The sequence below is a fragment of the Actinacidiphila sp. bgisy167 genome (genome assembly GCF_965342175.1).
Lineage (GTDB): Bacteria > Actinomycetota > Actinomycetes > Streptomycetales > Streptomycetaceae > Actinacidiphila.
This window is the reverse complement of the sequence record NZ_CBDRBL010000046.1, coordinates 1-21,175: the sequence shown is the minus strand read 5'-3', so window position 1 is coordinate 21,175 and position 21,175 is coordinate 1. Positions and strand designations below refer to the sequence as shown.

Annotated in this window: 19 protein-coding genes, 1 tRNA gene and 1 pseudogene; 8 read left to right on the top strand and 13 right to left on the bottom strand. The window is 72.1% G+C overall.

The features are described 5' to 3' along the window. Positions 1–87 precede the first annotated feature (87 nt). On the bottom strand, positions 88–606 hold the full coding sequence (locus tag ACRWND_RS18510; protein WP_431950681.1) for a DUF1203 domain-containing protein: 519 nt from the start codon (positions 604–606) through the stop codon (positions 88–90). Positions 607–826: 220 nt separating this feature from the next. On the opposite strand from ACRWND_RS18510, the gene ACRWND_RS18505 reads away from it, so the two are divergent. Then, a complete protein-coding gene (locus tag ACRWND_RS18505; RefSeq protein WP_431950679.1) occupies positions 827–1,270 on the top strand; it encodes a hypothetical protein in 444 nt (147 codons plus the stop codon). 184 nt (positions 1,271–1,454) lie between these two features. Here ACRWND_RS18505 and ACRWND_RS18500 read toward each other — a convergent pair whose 3' ends face one another. Continuing rightward, positions 1,455–2,276 carry an inositol monophosphatase family protein gene (locus tag ACRWND_RS18500; RefSeq protein ID WP_431950677.1) on the bottom strand — a complete coding sequence of 274 codons (822 nt, stop codon included), beginning with the start codon at positions 2,274–2,276 and terminating at the stop codon, positions 1,455–1,457. Between the two features lie 700 nt (positions 2,277–2,976). Then, positions 2,977–4,380 carry a cystathionine beta-synthase gene (locus ACRWND_RS18495; protein WP_431950730.1) on the bottom strand — a complete coding sequence of 468 codons (1,404 nt, stop codon included), beginning with the start codon at positions 4,378–4,380 and terminating at the stop codon, positions 2,977–2,979. A 203-nt stretch (positions 4,381–4,583) separates the two neighbouring features. Between ACRWND_RS18495 and ACRWND_RS18490 the strand changes: the two genes are divergently transcribed. Next, positions 4,584–5,420: a helix-turn-helix transcriptional regulator gene (locus ACRWND_RS18490; protein WP_431950675.1), complete on the top strand. Its 837-nt coding sequence runs from the start codon at positions 4,584–4,586 to the stop codon at positions 5,418–5,420. A gap of 115 nt (positions 5,421–5,535) precedes the next feature. Further along, positions 5,536–6,564, top strand: a complete 1,029-nt coding sequence (locus ACRWND_RS18485) for an SGNH/GDSL hydrolase family protein (RefSeq protein ID WP_431950728.1) — start codon at positions 5,536–5,538, stop codon at positions 6,562–6,564. Between the two features lie 79 nt (positions 6,565–6,643). On the opposite strand, the gene ACRWND_RS18480 is transcribed toward ACRWND_RS18485, so the two are convergent. Together ACRWND_RS18480 and ACRWND_RS18475 are read right to left on the bottom strand one after the other, a co-directional pair. Next, entirely contained in the window at positions 6,644–7,060 is a 417-nt protein-coding gene (locus tag ACRWND_RS18480) for a VOC family protein (RefSeq protein ID WP_431950673.1), read from the bottom strand. Positions 7,061–7,130: 70 nt separating this feature from the next. Beyond that, positions 7,131–7,568: a helix-turn-helix transcriptional regulator gene (locus ACRWND_RS18475; protein WP_431950671.1), complete on the bottom strand. Its 438-nt coding sequence runs from the start codon at positions 7,566–7,568 to the stop codon at positions 7,131–7,133. 172 nt (positions 7,569–7,740) lie between these two features. On the opposite strand from ACRWND_RS18475, the gene ACRWND_RS18470 reads away from it, so the two are divergent. Continuing rightward, positions 7,741–8,961, top strand: coding sequence for an acetyl-CoA C-acetyltransferase (locus ACRWND_RS18470; protein WP_431950669.1), 1,221 nt, complete (start codon positions 7,741–7,743; stop codon positions 8,959–8,961). A 282-nt stretch (positions 8,962–9,243) separates the two neighbouring features. Next, positions 9,244–10,059 carry a hypothetical protein gene (locus tag ACRWND_RS18465; RefSeq protein ID WP_431950667.1) on the top strand — a complete coding sequence of 272 codons (816 nt, stop codon included), beginning with the start codon at positions 9,244–9,246 and terminating at the stop codon, positions 10,057–10,059. A 10-nt stretch (positions 10,060–10,069) separates the two neighbouring features. Here ACRWND_RS18465 and ACRWND_RS18460 read toward each other — a convergent pair whose 3' ends face one another. Continuing rightward, positions 10,070–10,393: a hypothetical protein gene (locus ACRWND_RS18460; protein WP_431950665.1), complete on the bottom strand. Its 324-nt coding sequence runs from the start codon at positions 10,391–10,393 to the stop codon at positions 10,070–10,072. A gap of 106 nt (positions 10,394–10,499) precedes the next feature. Between ACRWND_RS18460 and ACRWND_RS18455 the strand changes: the two genes are divergently transcribed. Continuing rightward, entirely contained in the window at positions 10,500–10,730 is a 231-nt protein-coding gene (locus tag ACRWND_RS18455) for a DUF4287 domain-containing protein (RefSeq protein ID WP_431950663.1), read from the top strand. Positions 10,731–10,824: 94 nt separating this feature from the next. Here the strand turns inward: ACRWND_RS18455 and ACRWND_RS18450 are convergent, their stop codons facing one another. The 7 genes and pseudogenes from ACRWND_RS18450 to ACRWND_RS18420 all read right to left on the bottom strand — a co-directional run bounded on the left by ACRWND_RS18450 (position 10,825) and on the right by ACRWND_RS18420 (position 17,424). After that, a complete protein-coding gene (locus ACRWND_RS18450; protein WP_431950661.1) occupies positions 10,825–11,670 on the bottom strand; it encodes a Bax inhibitor-1/YccA family protein in 846 nt (281 codons plus the stop codon). 215 nt (positions 11,671–11,885) lie between these two features. Further along, complete coding sequence (locus tag ACRWND_RS18445) at positions 11,886–13,181, bottom strand: alkaline phosphatase (protein WP_431950659.1); 1,296 nt, start codon at positions 13,179–13,181, stop codon at positions 11,886–11,888. 175 nt (positions 13,182–13,356) lie between these two features. After that, positions 13,357–14,904 carry a metallophosphoesterase family protein gene (locus tag ACRWND_RS18440; protein WP_431950657.1) on the bottom strand — a complete coding sequence of 516 codons (1,548 nt, stop codon included), beginning with the start codon at positions 14,902–14,904 and terminating at the stop codon, positions 13,357–13,359. A 53-nt stretch (positions 14,905–14,957) separates the two neighbouring features. After that, a complete protein-coding gene (locus tag ACRWND_RS18435; RefSeq protein WP_431950655.1) occupies positions 14,958–15,353 on the bottom strand; it encodes a VOC family protein in 396 nt (131 codons plus the stop codon). A 156-nt stretch (positions 15,354–15,509) separates the two neighbouring features. Then, the gene (locus ACRWND_RS18430; protein WP_431950653.1) at positions 15,510–15,974 is read right to left on the bottom strand and encodes a coenzyme F420-0:L-glutamate ligase; all 465 of its coding nucleotides are present in this window, start codon (positions 15,972–15,974) and stop codon (positions 15,510–15,512) included. 100 nt (positions 15,975–16,074) lie between these two features. Next, positions 16,075–16,173 (bottom strand): annotated as a pseudogene (locus tag ACRWND_RS18425) (coenzyme F420-0:L-glutamate ligase); the annotation flags it as partial. A 1,165-nt stretch (positions 16,174–17,338) separates the two neighbouring features. Next, a tRNA-Leu gene (locus ACRWND_RS18420) sits at positions 17,339–17,424 on the bottom strand. A gap of 314 nt (positions 17,425–17,738) precedes the next feature. On the opposite strand from ACRWND_RS18420, the gene ACRWND_RS18415 reads away from it, so the two are divergent. Both ACRWND_RS18415 and ACRWND_RS18410 read left to right on the top strand, forming a co-directional pair. Next, on the top strand, positions 17,739–18,572 hold the full coding sequence (locus ACRWND_RS18415) for an ABC transporter ATP-binding protein (RefSeq protein ID WP_431950651.1): 834 nt from the start codon (positions 17,739–17,741) through the stop codon (positions 18,570–18,572). 42 nt (positions 18,573–18,614) lie between these two features. Next, positions 18,615–21,116, top strand: coding sequence for an ABC transporter permease (locus tag ACRWND_RS18410; RefSeq protein ID WP_431950649.1), 2,502 nt, complete (start codon positions 18,615–18,617; stop codon positions 21,114–21,116). Positions 21,117–21,175 lie beyond the last annotated feature (59 nt).

Below are 21,175 nucleotides of genomic sequence, written 5' to 3'. Positions count from 1 at the left end.
TGCGGCGATGCCTTCAGCAGGTCGTCGGTCTTCACGTACAGGTGCGGCGGCGAGGGAGTCCGACTCTGCCATCCGGTGGTGCGGCTGCTATCGCTCCTTGGCGGAGGACCGTCGTACCTCGAAGTGGAAGCATCCGTATTCCAGTGCCCTGACGTGGACGAGCACCACGCCCGGATCGCTGAACGCGTCGTCGAAGGCCGCGTCGAAGGCAGTCGTGGCCTGGGCCGGAATCGCCAGAAGACGGCCACCTGCGATATGGCCTCGGGCGTCATAGCGGCGCACGGTGCGCATGGCCCCCGGCTGAGCGAAGGGGTAGTTCTCGCCGGGGGTGAACCCGCCGCAGTCGTCGGCATGGATGAAGACGGGACCCTGTTCGTCGTACGCGCCCGGATCTGCACCCCTCACGGCGGCCCAACGACGTAACGGGGCGTACGAGACAAGGGCGATTCGCTCGCCGAGCGTGATGGTGCGCAGACAGCAGCGCAGCGGAGAGCCCACGTCGTCGCCGGTCGCGACGTACGGGGCGCAAGGACGGCCCGCGTCGTCGAGAACCCGCAGTTCCCTCAGGACGGCCGCGTCAACGGGGAGCACGGTGTATCTGGTCATGCGCCCATGCTGAAGCGGCGCACCGGCGGTTGCTGGCAGGAAACCGACGTCACGTTGCGGCGCACCGACGCAGAGGACCGTCCGGAGCGGTCACCCGCCGAACGCGGGCCGCCCGCGAACGCCGACCCCTTGGAATCGATCGTCTCGTAGTGGTGGACCCCGAGAAGGTTCGGGGGTTTCCCCCAGTGTCACGGGGCCGGCCGGTCCGTACGGTGGCGCCATGGACGCCCGTGACCCAGACCTCAAGAAGGAATTCGCCGCCACCCTCCAGGCACGCAAGGACCTGGGGGAGGAGTACGAGTCGGCCCTCGTCGACTCCTTCCTGGAGAAGATCGGCCAGCGCATCGACGCCCAGGTCGAGCGGCGGGTGCGCCGCGAACTCGCCGAGAGCCGGACGGCGTTCGCCCGCGCCGGACGCCAGGTCGGCCCGTCGGGCCCCGGCCGCGGCAGCCGCTTCGGCGCGCGCTACGGCTTCGGGGCGTTCTCCCTCGTCATGGCCATCCCGCTGTCCGCCATCGCGGGCGAGAAGGGCGACCTGCCCGGACTGCTCGTCGCCTGGATCGGCGTCGTCGCCGTCAACGCGGCCCACTCGCTGGGGTGGCTGTTCAACGAGCGGGGCGGCGCACCGCGCCGCGGCAAGGACCCGGACGCCTGGGAGGACTGACCGCCCGAGGGCGGCGGGCCGCCCCACCGGGCCGGCCCCCCACCGGGGCGGCCCGCGGCGCACGCCAGCGCCCCGCGCTGCCCGCCACCGCCACCGCGGACCGGCCCGACCGCCCCGCCGTGCTCGGACCCCACGGCGTGCGGCGTACGGGCGACTCCCGGCACGCGGCCCACGCGAGCGAGCGCTACGCGTTCAGCAGCGCCACGACGCGGCGGGCCGCGCTCTCGTCCCGCGCCGCGGCGAAGGGCAGCGGCCCGGCAGCCATGCGGAACGGCAGCCCGTCCGCGCCCAGCACCGTGCCACCCGCCTCGGCGACCAGCAGGATGCCCGCGGAGTGGTCCCATGGGTTGTCGTAGGCATAGGTCGCCGCGTCGAGCCGCCCGAGCGCGACGTCCAGGTAGTCGCAGCCCGCGGAACCGCTCGCCCACGGCTTCACGCCGTGCTCCGTCCCCAGCTCGTACAACCGCCGGTGCTGGTCGTCGGTGAGGTGCGCGGGCCGGGCCCCGGCCACCAGCAGCACCTCGTCGGCCTGCTGCGCGCCGCCGGCGGCCAGGCGCAGCGGCCGGCCCTCGGCATACCCGCCCTCCCCGCGCCGGGCGGTGGCGAGGACCCCGTCCACGGGCCGGTACGTCCAGGAGGCCAGCAGCTCACCGCGCGCGGCGAGGGCGACCTGGGTGACGAACGAGGCGTCGCCGCGGACGAAGTTGGAGGTGCCGTCGACCGGGTCGATGATCCAGACGGGGTCATCGCCGAGCAGCGCCCCGAGAAGCCCGGGGTCGGCGTGCACGGCCTCCTCGCCGATGACGGCCGAGCCCGGCAGCAGGCGGGTGAGCGTACGGGTGAGGCGTTCCTCGATACGGCGGTCGGCGACCGTGACGAGGTCCAGCGGGCCCTTCTTCTGGTCGACCTCGCCCTCGGCGAGACGGCCGAAGCGGGCGAGCGCCTCCTCGTCGGCCGCGGTGCGTATGGACTCCTCGACGGCTGCGAACGTCTGTGCGCTGATCACGGCGGCCACTCAACCAGAAGAGCGGCCCGCGCGTGCGCGGACCGCTCTTCCACAGCTTGCGCGGGAACCGCCGCACCCCCGGTCGCCCGGGGGGCGGGACGACGGCGGTCCCCGCGAGGGACGCGGGCCGGATCAGGGCCGGGCCACACGTCCAGGGGTCACCATGGAGGTCCGGGAGCCGCTCCGGAGTCCTTGGCGCCACATCCGTGGTGTCGGCCGGGCGAGCGGTGCGCCGTCCCGCCGACATCCACCACTGTGCAGGAGCCGTGTTAAGCGCGTGCTGCGCTCACGTGACGCGGGTGTACCGGTTCCGCGAACCGGCGGGCGGACCCGACCGGGCGCCCGGGACAGGTGCCGGGAAAACCCCGAGATCATGCGATGGTTCATGGAACAGCTGGCTGAACCGGTGGCTGAACAGGTAACCGAACAGCTGGAACGCTGCCGGGCTCCACTCGCCGAAGGGGGCAGCGAAGCAACGCGATGCCTTCGGCTCGGCGGGCGTGGTCACGGTGTCGGAGCCGTCCTGGACGACCCCCGTGCACGGGTCTTGAGCCCCCGTGCGGTCCCTCGACAGCGGAGACACGGGGCTCTGCCGGGCAGTGCCCGGCAGGGCCCTGTGAAGGCCACCGGCATCAGGCGGGCAGGCTCACCGTCCACGCGTGGGTGAAGAGCGGGTCCTCGTCCCTCTGGCCGGCCGTGGTCACGCCTCCGCGCTGGTGTCGGCCTTGCCGGCGAGGAAGCCCAGGAGGTCCTGCCGGGTGACGACGCCGGTGGGCTTGCCGTTCACCAGCACCACTGCCGCGTCCCGTCCTTCCAGTGCGGCCATCATCCGGGACACCGGTTCGCCGGAACCGACGACCGGCAGCGGGGGTGACATGTGCTTCCCCAGCAGGTCGTCCGACCCGGCGTGCTCGGCGTAGAGCGCGTGCAGAAGAACGCGTTCTTCCACGGCCCCGATCACCTCTCCGGCCATCACGTCGGGATGTCCCGCCCCCTTGGTCACCACGGGCATCTGCGACACCCCGAACTCCTTCAGCACCTCCACCGCGGCCCCGACGGTCTCGTTGGGATGCATGTGGACGAAGTTCGGGATGGCGCCACCCTCCTTCAGGGCGAGCACATCGCCGGCGGTCGGCTCTGTCGCCGCGTCCTCGCCGAACCCGTGCTGGCTGATCCACTCGTCGTTGAAGATCTTCGAGAGGTACCCCCGGCCCGAGTCCGGCAGCAGGACGACCACCACGTCGTCCGGGCCGAGCCGCTCGGCCACGCGGAGCGCCGCGACGACCGCCATGCCGCAGGAGCCGCCCACGAGCAGGCCCTCCTCCTTGGCGAGGCGGCGGGTCATCTGGAAGGAGTCCTTGTCGGAGACCGGGACGATCTCGTCCGCGACCGTGCGGTCGTAGGCGGTGGGCCAGAAGTCCTCGCCGACACCCTCGACGAGGTACGGGCGGCCGGAGCCGCCGCTGTAGACGGAGCCCTCCGGGTCGGCGCCGATGACCTTGACCCTGCCGTCCGAGGCGTCCCTGAGGTAGCGGCCGGTGCCGGAGATGGTGCCGCCGGTGCCGACGCCCGCCACGAAGTGGGTGATCTTCCCCTCGGTCTGCTCCCACAGCTCCGGGCCGGTGGAGTGGTAGTGCGAGGCCGGGTTCTCGGGGTTGCTGTACTGGTCCGGCTTCCAGGCGTTCGGGGTCTCGCGGACGAGCCGGTCGGAGACGTTGTAGTACGAGTCCGGGTGCTCGGGGTCCACGGCGGTGGGGCAGACCACGACCTCGGCGCCGTAGGCGCGCAGCACGTTGATCTTGTCGGTGGAGACCTTGTCCGGGCACACGAAGATGCACTTGTAGCCCTTCTGCTGGGCCACGATCGCCAGGCCCACGCCCGTGTTGCCCGAGGTGGGCTCCACGATCGTGCCGCCGGGCTTGAGTTCGCCGCTCTTCTCCGCGGCCTCGATCATCCGCAGCGCGATGCGGTCCTTGACCGAACCTCCGGGGTTGAAGTACTCGACCTTGGCAAGGACGGTCGCCTGGATTCCCGCCGTCACGCTGTTGAGCCTCACCAGCGGGGTGTTGCCGACGAGGCTGATCATCGAGTCGTGGACCTGCACCATTGTCTCCGGCTTCTGCGTGATTGTCAGGCCAGGGTAAGCGGTTTTCCGGCGTCGGACCGCCCTTGCCGGGGCCGGGCCCCGCACCCTTCACACCCGTGTGACGTACGCCCCGGAAGGTCCGGTTGTAGAGTCGCTCCGTGGCGGGATCACGACACGTCGCAGACGCGTCACCGTTCCTCTGCACCGGGGGGTGGTGAGCGATGTCTGACGCCGAGCACCCGGGCACCGCCGAGGCGGAAGCGGCGGACGCCGACCACCTCGCCGCCCTCAGCGGCCTTGAGGCGGTGGAGTCCGCCGTGGCGTCCGTACGGGAGCGGCTCGGCGCGCTGGCCGCCAAGCGCGCGGCCCGGCCGGCCGAGCCGGTGATGCCGGGTGGGATCGCCGAGGTCGTCCATGGCGAGGCGGAGCAGCAGCGCGTGATCGAACAGCTGCAGCGCGAGGCCCGCAAGGAGGTGCTCATCTTCGTGCGGCCGCCGTACGTCGCGACGGCAGGCAACCCGGTGCAGCGGGAGCGGCTGGCCGCCGGGGTCGGGTACCGCTCGCTGTACGAGACGACGGCCCTGGTGTACCCCGGGGCGGCGGACATGCCGGGTTTTGTGGAGCCGGGGGAGCTGGCCCGGGCGGTGCCGAGCGTGCCGATGAAGCTGATGATCGTCGACGCCGAGCGGGCGCTGCTGCCGCTGTCCGGCAGCCGCGACCGGTCCGCGGTCTCCTCCGCCGGTCTGCTGCTGCTGCACCGCTCGGTGCTGGTGGAGGCGCTGCTCGAGCTCTTCGAGGACCGGTGGCTGCGCGGCACGCCGCTGCGCATGCCGGCGCCCGGCACGGTCGGGGAGGAGCCGGGGTTCCCCGGCTTCCCCGAGCTGGACGAGCAGTTGCTCTCGTTGCTGATGTCCGGGCTCCCCGACAAGGCGATCGCCTCCCAGCTGGGCATATCCCTGCGCACGCTGCAGCGCAGGATCAGGTCCCTGATGGAGTCCACCGGGACGGCCAACCGCACTCAGCTCGCGTGGTTCGTCGCGCAGCAGCGGCTGACCTGAGTCCGGGCCGCCAGCGGTTGCGGCGGACGTCGGAGGGGGCAACAAATCGTTGTACGGGTCGGGCCACGGGGGTCCGCACACCCGGCGCGGGAGGTGGACGTTGTCCAGGGCAAGGGTGGCGCGGCGGATCGCGACGGCCGCCGCGTACGGAGGTGGAGGCATCGGGTTGCTGGGCGGTGCCGCCGTCGGCCTGCTGCTGACCGAGGGCGCGCTCGCCCGCAGGGCCGTGGGCGGTTCCGACGCCGTCCCACCTCGCGCGGACGGCGTCTACGGCGCGGCTTTCGCGCTGAGCACCGAGGAGCGGCCGATCGTGCTGGCTCTGGTCGGCGACTCGACGGCGGCGGGCCAGGGGGTGCACCGGGCGAGTCAGACGCCCGGGGCGCTGCTGGCGTCCGGGGTGGCGGCGGTGGCGGAACGGCCGGTGCGGCTGGTCAATGTGGCCAACCCCGGAGCGCAGTCCGACGACCTGGCCCGCCAGGTCGATCTTCTGCTGGGGCAGGAGAGCGGCGGCGCGCCGCCCGACGTGTGCGTGATCATGATCGGGGCGAACGACGTGACCAGGCGGATGCCGCTGGCGGTCTCGGTGCGGCTGCTGTCGGACGCGGTGCGGCGGTTGCGTGAGGCCGGTTGCGAGGTGATCGTCGGGACCTGCCCGGATCTGGGCACGATCGAGCCGGTCTACCAGCCGCTGCGCTGGGTCGCGCGCAGGCTGAGCCGCCAGTTGGCGGCGGCTCAGACGATCGCGGTGGTCGGTCTCGGGGGGCGCACGGTGTCGCTGGGCGACCTGCTGGGGCCCGAGTTCGAGTCCCGCCCCCGTGAGATGTTCGGCCCGGACAACTACCACCCGTCGGCCGAGGGGTATGCGACCGCGGCCATGGCGGTGCTGCCGACCCTGTGCTCCGCGGTCGGGCTGTGGCCGGAGGAGGACGAGCGTCCCGACGCGCGGCGCGGCGAGGGCTTCCTGCCGGTGGCCGAGGCCGCCGCGGAGGCGGCGGGCGAGGCGGGCACCGAGGTCACGGCGGCCGCCGGCACGGTCTCCGGTCCGCGCGGCCGCTGGGCCGTGCTCAAGCGCCGCCGGCGTCGCCGGCTGCCCGACGCGAAGGTGCCGCCCGCGACGGAGGCCGCCGAGGCGGCCCAGAACTGAGCGGGGGCGCGGCAGGCGGGGCCGCGGCCGCGGTCGGCGGGCCCTGCGGCGGGCCCGCCCGGGGCGGTGCGGGCGCGGGTCAGGCGGGCTTGCGCTCGGTGAAGCGGAGCAGGTTGCCTGAGGGGTCGCGGAAGGCGCAGTCCCGGACGCCGTAGGGCTGGTCCATGGGTTCCTGGATCACTTCGCCGCCCGCGTCGCGGATGCGCTCGAAGGTGGCGTCCACGTCGCCGGTGGCGAAGATGACTCCGCGCAGCATGCCCTTGGCCAGCAGTTCGCTCATGGCTCGCCGGTCCGCTTCGGGGGCGCCCGGGTCCGCGAGGGGCGGTTCGAGGACGATCTCCACGCCGGGCTGGCCGGGCGAGCCGACCGTCACCCAGCGCATGCCCTCGAAGCCGACGTCGTTGCGGACCTCCAGACCGAGGACGTCGCGGTAGAAGGGCAGCGCCTTGTCGTGGTCGTCGACGGCGATGAAGCACTGTGCCAGCGTGATGTCCATGCGGACCAGGCTAGGCCGTGTCGTCACATGAGCGGCGTCGCCAGAAGGGCGGGTCATGTGACGACCCGGCCTAGGCTCCGCCCGGGTCGGCCGCCTGCGCGGCGGGTTCGGCCTTCTTCTTGCGCACGGGCCTGGTGTACCGCTTGGCGACGCACGCGGGGATCGGCGCCCCCGGCTCGTGGTCGCGGGCCCGGTAGGCGCTCGGGGTCTCCCCCACGAGTTCGGTGAAGCGCGAACTGAAGGAGCCGAGCGAGGTGCAGCCCACCGCGAAGCAGACCTCGGTGACCGTGAGGTCGCCGCGCCGCAGCAGGGCTTTGGCGCGTTCGATCCGGCGGGTCATGAGGTAGCTGTACGGGGTCTCGCCGTAGGCGGTCCGGAAGCTGCGCGAGAAGTGGCCGGGGGACATCAGCGCGGTGCGGGCCAGCGCGGTGACGTCGAGGGGCTCCGCGTAGTCGCGGTCCATGGCGTCGCGGGCGCGTCGCAGGCGTACCAGGTCGTCCGGAGTCACCGGCCCAGCATCGCACGGGGGGCGGCGCTGGCCGCGAGGATGCGCCATCATGGACTAAGCAAGCGCTCATACAGAGGTCCGCGTCACAGCGCCCACGCCGTGACGCGCTCTGCTACGTGCTGGTAACTTCCGCATCCCAGCCGTACTTCCACCGCCTCGCCGAGGAGTCGCGATGCCAGAAGCCGTGATCGTCTCTACCGCCCGCTCCCCCATCGGCCGGGCCGTCAAGGGGTCGTTGAAGGATCTGCGCCCCGACGACCTGACCGCCGCGATCGTCCAGGCGGCCCTGGCCAAGGTGCCGCAGCTGGACCCCCGCGAGATCGACGACCTGATGCTGGGCTGCGGCCTGCCCGGCGGCGAGCAGGGGCACAACCTGGGCCGGATCGTGGCCGTGCAGATGGGCATGGACCACCTCCCGGGCTGCACGATCACGCGCTACTGCTCCTCGTCGCTGCAGACCACCCGGATGGCCCTGCACGCCATCCGTGCGGGCGAGGGCGACGTCTTCGTCTCGGCCGGCGTCGAGACCGTGTCCCGGTTCGCCAAGGGCAGCTCCGACGGCATGCCTGGCACCCACAACCCGCGCTTCGCCGAGGCAGAGGCCCGTACCGCCGCCAGGGCCGAGCAGGGCGGCGGGGAATGGCACGACCCGCGGGAGGACGGGCTGCTCCCGGACGCCTACATCGCCATGGGCCAGACCGCCGAGAACCTGGCCGCTCTCAAGGGCGTCACCCGTGCCGAACAGGACGAGTTCGGCGTCCGTTCGCAGAACCTCGCCGAGGAGGCCATCGGGAAGGGCTTCTGGGAGCGTGAGATCACCCCGGTGACCCTGCCCGACGGCAGCGTCGTCACCAAGGACGACGGCCCGCGCTCCGGAGTCACCCTGGAGGGTGTGCGGGGCCTGAAGCCGGTCTTCCGCCCCGACGGCACCGTCACCGCCGGCAACTGCTGCCCGCTGAACGACGGCGCCGCGGCGCTGGTGGTCATGAGCGACACCAAGGCGCGCGAGCTCGGCATCACCCCGCTCGCCCGGGTGGTCTCCACCGGCGTCTCGGCCCTGTCCCCGGAGATCATGGGCCTCGGCCCGGTCGAGGCGTCCCGCCAGGCCCTGAAGCGGGCCGGGCTGACGATCGGCGACATCGACCTGGTCGAGATCAACGAGGCCTTCGCGGCGCAGGTCATCCCCTCCTACCGGGAGTTGGGCGTCGACATCGACAAGCTCAACGTCAACGGCGGGGCGATCGCGGTGGGCCACCCCTTCGGGATGACGGGCGCCCGCATCACCACCACGCTCATCAACTCGCTCCAGTGGCACGACAAGCAGTTCGGTCTGGAGACGATGTGCGTCGGCGGTGGGCAGGGCATGGCCATGGTCATCGAGCGCCTGTCGTAACGGGGCCGCCGCCCGGCGCCCGCACCCGCACCCGCACCCGCCCGGGGCCCACAAGGTCTCGAACGTGCGTTCGAGACACAAGTCGCAATCGAACCGCCCCCTGGATGTGACCTACTTCCGGGGGCGGTTGTTTTCGCAGGTCAGGGGCAAGTCACCACTGACGCCTGAGACTTTGGGCCCTCCCATTTCGTGACGTTCCGCACTGCAGAGGCCATGGCTTCCGGTGCAAAGTGGTGGTGTACAGGGGGCCGAGGCTCGGGAAGCACAGTCGGGAGTACGCCAGTGAGCGCCATGTTCCTCGTCTTGCTGACGGGTGCGGCAACCGCCGTGGCCGCCGGTTCCGCCGCGCTGCTCGCGACACGCGGCGTACGTCGTGACGTCGCGGCCCTGCGCGCGGACCTGGCGGAGGCCCGGGCCGAACGGACGGGTGTCGTGCCCCCCGCACGCACCGCTCCGGACGCCGAGGCCATCCGCGCGGCCGTCGCCGACGCGCTCGCCGACGAGCGCGAGCGCGAACTGGCCGAGGCGCGCGCCTTCTGGGCCGCGCAGGAATCCCCCCTCGGCTACGGCACGGGCGAGGCCGGCGAGACCCTCGCCGACCCGCAGCTCGACACCCAGTTCTTCGGTGGCCAGGGCGCCGGCCCGGCTCCCGGCTCCGCGCCCGGCACCGACTACGAGGTGCTGCCGTACGGCCCCTTCCTCCCCCGCCAGGCCGACTTCGCCGGGCTGGAGCCCGGCGGCCCGGGGGCCTTCCGGCACCCCTCCGACCCCGACTTCGCCGTCCCCGCCCCGGTCGTGGCCAACCAGGAGCAGACCGCCGAGCGCCTGTCCGAACTCGCGGACCTGCGGATGCCGCTCGCCGACATCCGTCCCGGCCCGCTCGGCACGCTCGACGTGTACGTCTTCGCCGACGGCACCACGCTCTGCATGACCCCCGGCGACCGCGACACCGCCGACCGCCTCTGCGACGCCCTCGACCGCGGAGAGTCCCCGATCCTGCTCGGCGGCTCCGCCATCGCCGGAGGCTACGCGCTGACCTTCACCTACGGCGACGAATCCGTCTACGTACTCGCCGACCGCGTCGTCGCCTCGCTGTAACCGCCCCGCCCTACAGACCGCACCGCACGGCCGCCTCCCCGATCCGGGACACGGCCGCGTCGCGCACATCCACCAGCTCCGGATGCGGCTCCAGAGCCGCGGCCAGATCATGCGCGGCCACCGAGATCTGGTCCCCGATCACGAAGACCCCCTCGTCGGGCATCGTCAGCGGGTCGCGTCCTGGGAACTCGATCCGCTGCGCGCGTTCGGCCAGGTCACGGGCGAGTTCCAGGCCCGCCCGGGCCACCTCGCCGCGGAGCCGACTCTGCGGCAGGGAGCGGTAGCGCGCGGCCAGGAGTCCGGCGGCGTCGCGGAGCGTCGTACAGTCCAGCACACCGGGAGCCTACCGGTGCGTACTTACGACCGACCGCGTCAGGCTGTTGCCAACAGCCGACGGCTCAGGCACGGTGGGGTGACCGGAACGCATACCGGAGGCGCCGATGTCCCAGACCTTCTCGGAAGAGACCCACCGGAACCTGCTCACCCACATCCCGCACTGCACCGGCCGCGAGATCGGCGAATGGCTTCGCATGGTCGACGACGGGCCCGCATTCCTCCGCTTCGAGGAGAAGGTCAGCTGGCTCCGCAGCGAGCACGACCTGTCCTACGGACACGCCAAGGCCATCGTCCACGAGCACGACCTGAGGCGGGCCGCGCGCAGGTTCGGCTGACGCCCTCCCCCTCCCGCCTCCCCGCACATGCGGACGGGCCCCGCAGGCGATGCCTTGCGGGGCCCGTTCGCAGGCCACTGACGGGGGCGGCGGCTCAGTCGTCGCCGCGCAGGATGGCGATCAGCCGCAGCATCTCCAGGTAGATCCAGACCAGGGAGACCGTCAGGCCGAAGGCCGCCAGCCAGGACTCCTGGCGCGGGGCGCCGTACCGGATGCCGTCCTCGACCTGCTTGAAGTCCAGCGACAGGAAGAACGCGCCCAGGGCGATGCCGATGATGCCGACGACGACGCCCAGCGCGCCGCTGCGCAGGCCGAGCCCGTCACCGCCGCCGATCACCGCGGCGATCAGGTTGATGAACATCAGGATGACGAAGCCGATGGCGATCGCCATGCCGATGCGCATGTAGTTCGCGGTGACCCGGATGAGCCGGGTGCGGTACGCCACCAGCATGCCGACGAAGACGGCCATGGTGCCCAGCACCGCCTGCAGCGGGATGCCCGGCCACATGAAGTTGAAGATCTTGCTGAGGACGCCGAGGAAGACGCCCTCGAAGACCGCGTAGCCGAGGATCAGGGCGGGCGACGCCTGGCGCTTGAAGGACTGGATGAGGCCCAGGACCATGGCGACGAGGGCCGCGCCGAACGCCAGGCCGTAGCTCTTCTCCGAGACCGGCAGCACGAACCAGGCCACCAGCGCGCCGAGCACGACGGTGCCCAGCGTCATGGCGGTGCGCATGACGACGTCGTCCATCGTCATCCGGTCGGTCTGCGCGGGGGCAGTCGTCGGGGCCTGATATGCGGTCTCGTAGGGGTTCGTGCCCGCGTAGGGGTTGCCGCCCACGGCGGGGCCGCCCTGAGTCTGCGGCTGTCCGCCGAAGCCCGCGTAGCCCTCCCCGTGGGAGAACCCACGGCGCGAGAAGACCGGGTTGCTGCTCCTCATCTGTCACTCCTCCATGGCCGCGCGATACGGCTTCACACCAGAGTAATGGTATGGCAAAGCGGGTTGCCTACGCCTCAAGGAGGATCTTTCGCAACATCCGCCATGCCTGCCACCACGCCTTTCCCCGTCTGTGCGACGTCCACACCGCCCACAGCGGACGGCGGGTGCCGGGGAGGGTACGCCCTCCCCGGCACCCGCCGTCGTGGTGCAGCCGGTCAGCGACGCGTCGCCAGGATCTGGCTCAGGACGTCGTGCACGTAGGTGTTGGCGTGCTTGCCGGTGAAGCGGTCCGCGAGCGGGCCGGCGGCGGTGACGGGGACGTCCACACCGGTGTGCCCGGAGGTCGTCCAGTCGATGTAGAACGACTTGTCGCTGCCGCGGATGCCGAACGGACCATCCTCGGCGGAGATGCCGTCGCCGGACTCGTCGGCGGAGTCCGCGTCCTCCACGGCCAGGCCGCCGGTCTCGTGGTCACCCGTGACGACCAGCAGGGTGTCAGGGTGGGTGGCGACGTAGGCGCGGGCCACCGCGACGGCCTTCTCCAGCTCCTGCATGGACTGGAGCACGCGGGTGCCGTTGTTGTTGTGCGCGAACTCGTCCACGCCCTCCTCCTCGACCATGAGGAAGAAGCCCTTCTTATTCTTGTCCAGCGTGCTGAGGGCCTTGCTGGTCATGGTGGACAGGCCGACCACCGGGTTGTAGACGTCGCCCTGGCCCTCGGGGTGCTGCTGGAACATCTCCTCGTTGGCGAAGAGGCCGAGGAGCTTGCCGCCCTTGGCACTGTTCAGCTGGTCCGCGCTGGTGACGTAGGTGTAGCCGGCCTTCTGGGCCTTCTTGATCAGGTCGCCCTTGGTGCCCTTGCTCGCCTCGGACGTGTCCTCGGCCGGCTTGTCCGGGAACGCGCCGGCGTCGCCCGCGGGCAGCCACCAGTCCTCGCCGCCGCCGAGGATGACGTCCGGCTTGCTGACGTCGATGTACTGGCGCGCGATCTCGTCCTGCGCCGACCGGTTGGCCGTGTTGGAGAAGAAGGCGGCCGGGGAGGCGTCGGTGACCTGCGCGGTCGTGACCAGGCCGGTTGCCTTGCCAGCGGCCTTGGCCTGCTGGCCCAGGGTGGCCAGCGGGTTGCCGTCCACGTCGACGCTGATCGCGCCGTTGTAGGTCTTCTCACCGGTCGCCCACGCGGTCGCGGCCGCGGCGGAGTCGGTAACGACGGCCTTCGGGTCGTCGGGGTCGGTGGTCAGCTGGCCCGAGTAGGGAAGCTTGTCCATCGCGAGCTGGCCGTTCAGGCCGGCCAGGTGCAGGCGCGCGGCCTGCCGGGCGGCGGCGCCCATGCCGTCGCCGTTGATGAAGATGACGTTCTTCGCGATCGGGGCCTTGCCCTTGTCCGCGGCCTGCGGGGCCGTGGCCGACGCGCCCAGCGTCGGGCTCACCACCATGGTCGCCACCACCGTGGCGGCGGCCGCCGCCACGGGCACGGCGAACCGCCGGGTCTTGCGTGCACCCTCCGACACAACGACCTCCATTGCTCACTGCTTGCCATTGTTTGGCCATGACCTTAGGAGTGCCAGGGGGAGGGTTGACCAAGCGCAGATGTCCATAACGCGACGAGATGTTCAGGTGCAGGTAAAGACCGAAGCCCGTGCGTCGTCCGCGGCCGGGGCGGTACGGGCGCTGAGACCGCTCGGCTCACGCGTTCGCGTCCGTCGCCTCGTCCGTGTCCGTGGCGTCCGTGTCCGTGCGCGAAAGGGGGATGGTGAAGTCGTCCTCGACCGGCGGGTCCAGTTCGTGCGCCAGCAGGCCCGTGGCGGCATAGCACCGCACCCGCACCGCGGACGGGTGGACGTCCAGCCGCAGGAAGCTCTTGAAGAAGGGCGGGCTGTACGTCGCCGAGCCCGGGGAGAGCAGACCGGTGAGCACCCGGCGGACGGGCAGCCGCAGCCGGCGTCCGCGTTCCGGGCGGGGCGGGGCTCCCAGGACGGACGCGACGAAGCGGGTCCGCAGCGTCACCCGGGCGCCGGTGGCCCGGGTCGCCGGCACGCCGAGGCGCCGGGCGAGGACGGCGGACGCCTCGTCGGGGGTCAGCTCGAACAGGCGGCGCAGGTGGAGCCGGCGGCCGTAGAGGCGGCTGTAGAAGGCCAGGGAGTCGCCGCGCATCGGGTAGCAGCGGAACCGGTCCTCGGTGACGCCGTCGACCTCCACCCGAGGGATCGTGTGGGTCGCGTGCATGAAGGCGCCGCCGCCCCCGGCGACGACGTACTCGATCCTGCGGCCGTCCACGTCGACCGGGTAGCGCTGGTAGTTGTGGATGTCGCCGCCTATCACGGCGACGATGTTGCGCCCCGGATCACGAACGATCTCGTCGACGGTGCCGCCGCCCTCGACGGCGCAGGGGTGGTGCTCACCGTCCACGTAGATCGGGGAGCCGGTGACCAGGATCTTCGGACGGGGGCCGAGTGAGACCCGGCGCAGCCACTCGCCCTGCTCCCGGTCGATGCCGCCGAGCAGCCCGGTGTCGATGCCGATGATCCGCAGCGGCCCCGAGTCGATCGCCCAGTACGGGCCGGGCTGGTACGCAGCCTGGGAGGGCGCGGAGCGCATCAGGCGGGCCTCCTCGAGCCGGGCGTCGTCCGGAACGCCGGGCTTCGCCCACAGCAGGCCGCGCCACCAGGCCCGGGACAGCGGGCGGGGGCGCGGTGCGGGCGGCAGGGCGGGGGCGCGGCAGAACACCCGCATGAAGCCCGTCAGTCCGTCGTACCAGTCGTGGTTCCCGGGGATGGCGTAGACGGGGGCGTCGTAGTCGCGGTAGGGCCGGAAGAACTTGGTGTCGTACTCGTCGGCGTTGCCGACCGGATAGTTGACGTCGCTGCAGATCACGGCGTAGCGCGTGCCCGCGCCCGCGGTGAGCATCCCGGGGACGACGGCGTACTGCGGCGCGTCGCCCTCGCCGGTGTCGCCGAGGAGGAGGAAGGAGAAGGCGTCGGGGTCGTCCCGCTCGATCACCAGGTCCGGGCCGGCCTCCCCCCGCTGCCGCTGGCCGTCCACCCAGCGCTGCCGGTCCCGGCCGGTCGGGTCGCCGAGCAGTTTGGCGACCACGCCGTTGCGGGCCTTCCACAGGGTCACCGGGTCCAGCCACGAGAGGTTGACCACTCGGGCCGGCATCAACTCCCGGTAGGCGCCGACCTGCTGGCCGTCCCAGCCGGCGCCGGCCAGCGATGTACGCGAGGAGTCGGACACGGCCGCACTGTAGCAACCGTTCCGGGTGCCGTCTCCGGCGCCCGGAACCGCGCTCACTTCTCGGCGTCCTGCGGATACCAGCGCAGTTCGACGGTGTTGCCGTCCGGGTCGGCGACGTAGGTCGAGCGCGCCACGCCCCGCGCGCCGAAGCGCGGCACATCGGCCTCCAGGATCGTGAACACCCCTGAGGCGACGACCTCTTCCCAGTCCAGCGGCTCAACGGTGAGGCAGATGTGGTCGACGTTGGACTCGCCGCGGGGCCCGGCGACGAGGTCGATGACGGTCTCCGGGGTGACGCGCACCGACGGGAACGGGGCCTTCCCGGCCCGCCATTCGTCGATGCGCACCGGTTCCAGGCCCAGCGGACCGGTGTAGAAGGCCAGGGACCGCTCCACGTCGGCGACGTTGAGCACCAGGTGGTCGAAGGCCTTCACGCGCAGCACGGTCATGTCTTCTCCAGAGGTGGTGTGCCGAGGACGTCCCCAACGATCCTCCCGAGGGCCCGCCTTCATCAATACATGATCACCATCCGGTCGAGCGGAGGCGCGCGCTCGTCGGGCCGGGCGGCCGCGCTGCCCGCGGAACCGGCCGGCAGCGGCGCGGTGTCAGGGCCGTTGGTGCAGCATCGCCGCCACACCCTCGTCTCCGGCCGCATAGGTGATACCGCGCAGCACGGCGACCGGAGCGCCGCGGCCGCGCTGCCCCACGATGATCGCGGCCGCCGCGGCGATGAGGTCGGCGAAGGTCTCCTCCTGCCGTCTTCCGTCGTGCTCGGTGACGCGCAGCGGCGACACCCCGGCAGCGCCGACGGAGACGGCGGTCGCGCCGCGCCGGTCGGCGCGACCGTCGGAGTCTGCGATCACCACGGCGACGGTGGCGCCGGTCTGGGCGCTGAGGGCGTCACGCAGGGCCCGGGCGGAGGCGTCCGGGTCGGCGGGCAGCAGCCAGGCGCCCGCTGTGCCGGCACGGTCGATCCCGGCGGAGGTGAGCTGGTGGCCGAGGATGTGCCGGGCGATGATCGGGCCGCGCTCGCCGGCCAGGAAGTGCTGGGTGGAGTTCTCCAGGATCAACTGCGTGATCTCGGCCGGCTTGCCCGTCCGGGCCGCCAGCTACCGCCTCGGGCCCGGGAGTGACGCCTGCCAGGTCCACGTAGCGCTTCTCCGCGACGGAGACGGCCTTGGAGGCGACGACGACGATGTCGCCGTCCGCCAGCTCGGTGCCGGTGCGCGTCAGGACGTCGGTGATGGCGCGCGCAAGGTCGTCGCCCATCCGGAGCTCGGGGAACGGCTCCAGGGAGAGGGCGGAGAAGCCGGCGGTCGGGGCATCGGTCATGGCGCGACTCCTTCGCGTACGGGCGGACGGGGACCTCGGCGTCGAGCCAGGGCCGTGCTCATCGCTGCGCGTGCTCGGCGGCCCGGCGGGACCCGCCTGCCAGGGCCGCCAGCGCCACGTCGCCCGGCGCGCACAGCACGCCGGCCGAGTCCATCGGCGCCGCCAAGTACGAGCGTCCGTACCGGGGTTCGGCGCACCTCGGGTGCGGGAAGCCCACACAGGAGCCGCGGCCCAGGCACACGGTGCCCGCGACCTCCCAGCGCAGCGCGGCGCCTCGCGGGCACCAGCGCGTAGTACCGCCGGCTGACCGGGTCGACGACGACCGGCCCCTCACCGAGGGCGTCGGCCAGGTACTCCCGTACCCCTCGCGGATCGTGGGTCCCGGCGGCGGCGTGCACGGCCTCCCCCGGCACGCGCACAGCCGAGAACAGCGTCCCGCACGGCAGAACGGCGACATCGCGCTCATCCCACTCGTCGCGTGCCTTCCGCGGGTCGAGGGCGGCGGACGCGAGCCAGTGGGCGACCGCGAGTCGCCGCGAGGCCCCGGAGACGATGACGCCGTCACTCACCGAACGTCACAGCCCGGCGCGAGGTGTTCGGGGCGGGATGTGGGGCAGCCGCGGATGGCGCGACACATACGGGCACGGTCGGCTCCAATGAAGCAGGAGGTTTGCGTAACAGACCGTAATTGCAGAGTCGCATGGCGATCAATGGCGCCGCGTCTGCCCGTCCGTCGGAGAAGCCGACGCCCGTCACGTGCGCAGACCCGCGACGACCACAGCCCCGCGCACCGGGACTCGCGAGGCGCTCGCCGGCTCGCACTCCGTCGAACCGCGCCCTCCTCGTGCCGCCTTGAGCCGCGCTCCGGTATCGGGACGGATCACCTCAGACATGCTGATGGACCGTCAAGGCGTCGGCACTCAGACACGGAAGACCCCGGGCTCCGCGCCGGGGCGGGAGTGCCGTCGGCTCCTGAGGGGTGCGGGTGCGGGTGCGGGCTGCCACGACCATGACGGGGCAACCTCCGCCCCGCGGGGGCCGCTCGCACTGTCGGGGCGTCGCGCCGCCGCCCATCCCTGCTGGTCAGCGCCGGTGAGGGAGGTGGTGCCCGGAACCGGACTCGAACCGGTACGCCCGCAAGGGGCAGCGAGGTTTAAGCTCGCCGTGTCTGCATTCCACCATCCGGGCGGGGCGGCGCGAGAGCGCAGGGCGAGCCTATCCGGCGGGCCGGGTGGAGCCGGGTCCCAGATTCGTCATGTTGTCTGATTTTAGGGCTACCTGACATATCATCAGAATATGTCGGTGCGCGTGAAAGCGCAGGCCCGGGGCGGTTTGGGCGGTGGAAGGGATCCTCCGCACATGACGCGAAATCGCTTCCGTCCCAGGCCGTTGCCCGAGGCCGCGTCATACCCGAGTCGTACGCCGGGGTCCGCGCGTACCTCTCGAGTCGGCCTTCAGAACCACGATCCCGACGGATTCGGGCAGCGGCTCCCGCCGGAACGATGGAGGGGTCCGATCGCATCCCCGCCCCCCGACAGGAGCAGCGTGCCGTGACCACCGCCGCACAGCCCACCGCACAGCCCACCGCAACGGCCACCGCGACGGCCGCCCGCGCCATCGATCTGAGCAAGGTCTACGGGGAGGGCGAGACCCGGGTCGTCGCGCTCGACGCGGTGTCGGTCGAGTTCCCGGCCGGTGAGTTCACCGCGATCATGGGGCCTTCCGGTTCGGGCAAGTCCACGCTCATGCACTGCTTGGCGGGCCTGGACGCGATCTCCTCAGGCTCGGCGTGGATCGGGGACACCGAGCTGTCCGGGCTGAAGGACAAGCAGCTCACCAAGCTGCGCCGGGACAAGATCGGCTTCGTCTTCCAGGCGTTCAACCTGCTGCCGACGCTCACCGCCGCGGAGAACATCACGCTCCCGATGGACATCGCCGGCCGCAGGCCCGAGAAGGAGTGGCTGGACCGGGTCGTCGGGACCGTCGGGTTGTCCGGGCGGCTGTCGCACCGGCCGTCCCAGCTCTCCGGCGGCCAGCAGCAACGCGTCGCCGTCGCCCGGGCGCTGTCGAGCCGGCCGGAGATCATCTTCGCCGACGAGCCGACCGGCAACCTCGACTCCCGGTCCGGCGCGGAGATCCTCGGCTTCCTCCGCAACTCCGTGAAGGAGCTCGGCCAGACCGTCGTCATGGTCACCCACGACCCGGTCGCCGCCTCCTACGCGGACCGCGTGGTCTTCCTCGCCGACGGCCGCATCGTCGACGAGCTGCACGGCCCGACCGCGGACACGGTGCTGGAGCGCATGAAGCGCTTCGACGCCAAGGGCCGTACCAGCTGATCCCCGCCGACGACGAGCCACACCCGAGAGACGAGCCCTGACATGTTCCGTACCGCCCTGCGCAATGTCCTGGCGCACAAGGCCAGACTGCTGATGACCGTGCTCGCCGTGATGCTCGGCGTCTCCTTCGTCTCCGGCACCCTGGTGTTCACCGACACCATCGGCAGTGCCCTCCGCAAGGCCTCCGCCAGGAGCTACGCCGACGTCTCGGTCGCCGTCACCTACGGGGACGCCGACCATCCGCTCCCTCAGCGGCTGGTGGACGAGATCGGCCGGCTGCCCGGCGCCGAGTCCACCACCGCTACCGTGCACGGCTTCACCGCGATCGCCGACAAGCAGGGCCGGCTGGTCGGTGACGGCTGGTCCACCCGCGGCGGCAACTACACGGGGCCCGGACGCTACCCGATGCTCCAAGGCCGCGCCCCGCACGGCCCTTCCGAGGTGGCGCTGGATTCCAGGACCGCCGAGCGGACGGGCTACGGCGTCGGCGACACCGTCCGGATGTCCATCGACGGCCCGGTGATGCGGCAGAAGGTGACCGGCGTCTTCAGCACCGACGACGGCAACGTCGCCGCGGGCGGCAGCCTGGTGCTCTTCGACACCGCCACGGCCCAGAAGCTCTTCGGCAAGCCGGGCGCCTACGAGGAGATCGACGTCAAGGCCGCCCCCGGCACCTCGCAGGCCGCGCTGAGGGTCGAGATCGACGAGCTGCTGCCGCGCTACACCGAGGACGCCTCCGCGACCACCGGCCAGATGCTCGCGGACGAGGAGGCCCGGCGGATCGCCTCGGACCTCAGCAGCTTCAACACCACCCTGCTCAGCTTCGCCGGCATCGCGCTGTTCGTGGGCATCTTCATCATCGCCAACACCTTCACGATGCTCGTCGCACAGCGCACCAAGGAGCTGGCGCTGCTGCGAGCGGTGGGTGCCAGCCGTCGCCAGGTGACCCGTTCGGTGCTGGTCGAGGCCTTTGCCGTGGGAGCGGCGGCCGGTGTCACCGGGTTCCTGCTCGGCATCGGCATCGCGGCGGTCATGCGGGCGGCGCTCGGCGCGGCCGGCGCCGTCCTGCCCGCCGGGGCCCTGGCGGTGCAGCCCGGCACGGCCGGCGTGGCGCTCGCGGTCGGCGTGGGCGTCACCGTGCTCGCCGCCTGGCTGCCGGCCCGCCGGGCCGCCACGATCCCGCCGGTCGCGGCGATGAGCAGCGTGCACGCCCCGGCCACCGTCAGGGGCCTGCTCCTGCGCAACACCTTCGGCGCGCTGCTGTCGGCGGCCGGTGTCGTCCTGGTGCTCGCGGGCTCGGGGATGGAGGACAACGGCGACATGGTCCTGGGCGGCGGCGCCGGGCTGCTGCTGATCGGCGTCTTCGTCCTCACCCCGCTGCTGTCCCGGCCGGTGGTCGCCGCGGCGGCGGCGCTGCTGCGGCCCCTGGGAGTCACGGGCAGGCTCGCCCGGCAGAACGCCGTGCGCAACCCCCGGCGCACCGCCGCCACCGCCTCCGCCCTGATGATCGGCCTCACCCTGATCACCGCCCTCACGGTGGTGGCCCTTTCGGCCAAGACCACCGTGAACGAGATGGCGGCCGCCCACCTGAAGGCCGACTACCAGATCACCATGGCCACCGGCCGGAACCTCTCCCCCGAGGTGGCCGCGCGGATCGCCCGCACCGACGGGGTCAGCGCCTCGAGCGCGGTGCGCGACGCACGCGCCGAACTGGGCGGTCAGAACGAGTGGGTCGCCGGCGTCGACGTGCCGCAGATCGATCGGCTGCTCACCCTGGACTTCACCAGCGGCTCCATCGCCTCGGTCCACGGCGACTCCGTCATCGTGGACTCCGACACCGCCCGGTGGCGCGGCTGGCGCGCCGGGCAGAGCCTGGCGGTGCGCTACGAGGACGGCACCAAGGGGCGGTTGACGATCGGCGGTGTCTACGAGGGCGGAGACCTGATCAACGGCGTCATCATGGACAACGCCACCGTCACCCCGCACACCCCCAGGACCGGGGACATGCGGGTGCTGGTGGGCATGGCCGGCGGCGCCTTTGAGGCCAACCGGGACGCGCTGGTGAAGGCGCTCGGTGCGAACCCCGCCATCAAGGTGCAGGACAAGGCGGACATCTCCCGCGAGCTCAGCTCCACGGTCGACCTGACACTGAACATCCTCTACGGGCTGCTCGCGATGGCCGTGCTGGTGGCGGTGCTGGGTGTGGTCAACACGCTGGCGATGTCGGTCTTCGAGCGCCGGCACGAGATCGGCATGCTGCGGGCGATCGGCCTGGACCGCGGCCAGGTCAAGCGGATGATCCGGCTGGAGTCCCTGCTGATCTCGCTCTTCGGTGCGGTGCTGGGCCTCGGCCTCGGGGTGTTCCTCGCCTGGGCCGCCGGCGGGCTGATCAGGAAGCAGATGCCGAGCTACGCTACGACGCTGCCCTGGGACCGGATCGGGCTGTTCCTGGCGCTGGCGGCCCTGGTGGGCGTCCTGGCCGCGCTGTGGCCGGCCCGCCGGGCGGCCGGGCTGAACATGCTGGAGGCCATCAAGGCCGAGTGACGCCGAAAGGGGTCGGGGGGGGGGGGGTGGCTGCACCCCCCCCCCCAACGCGTTCTGGC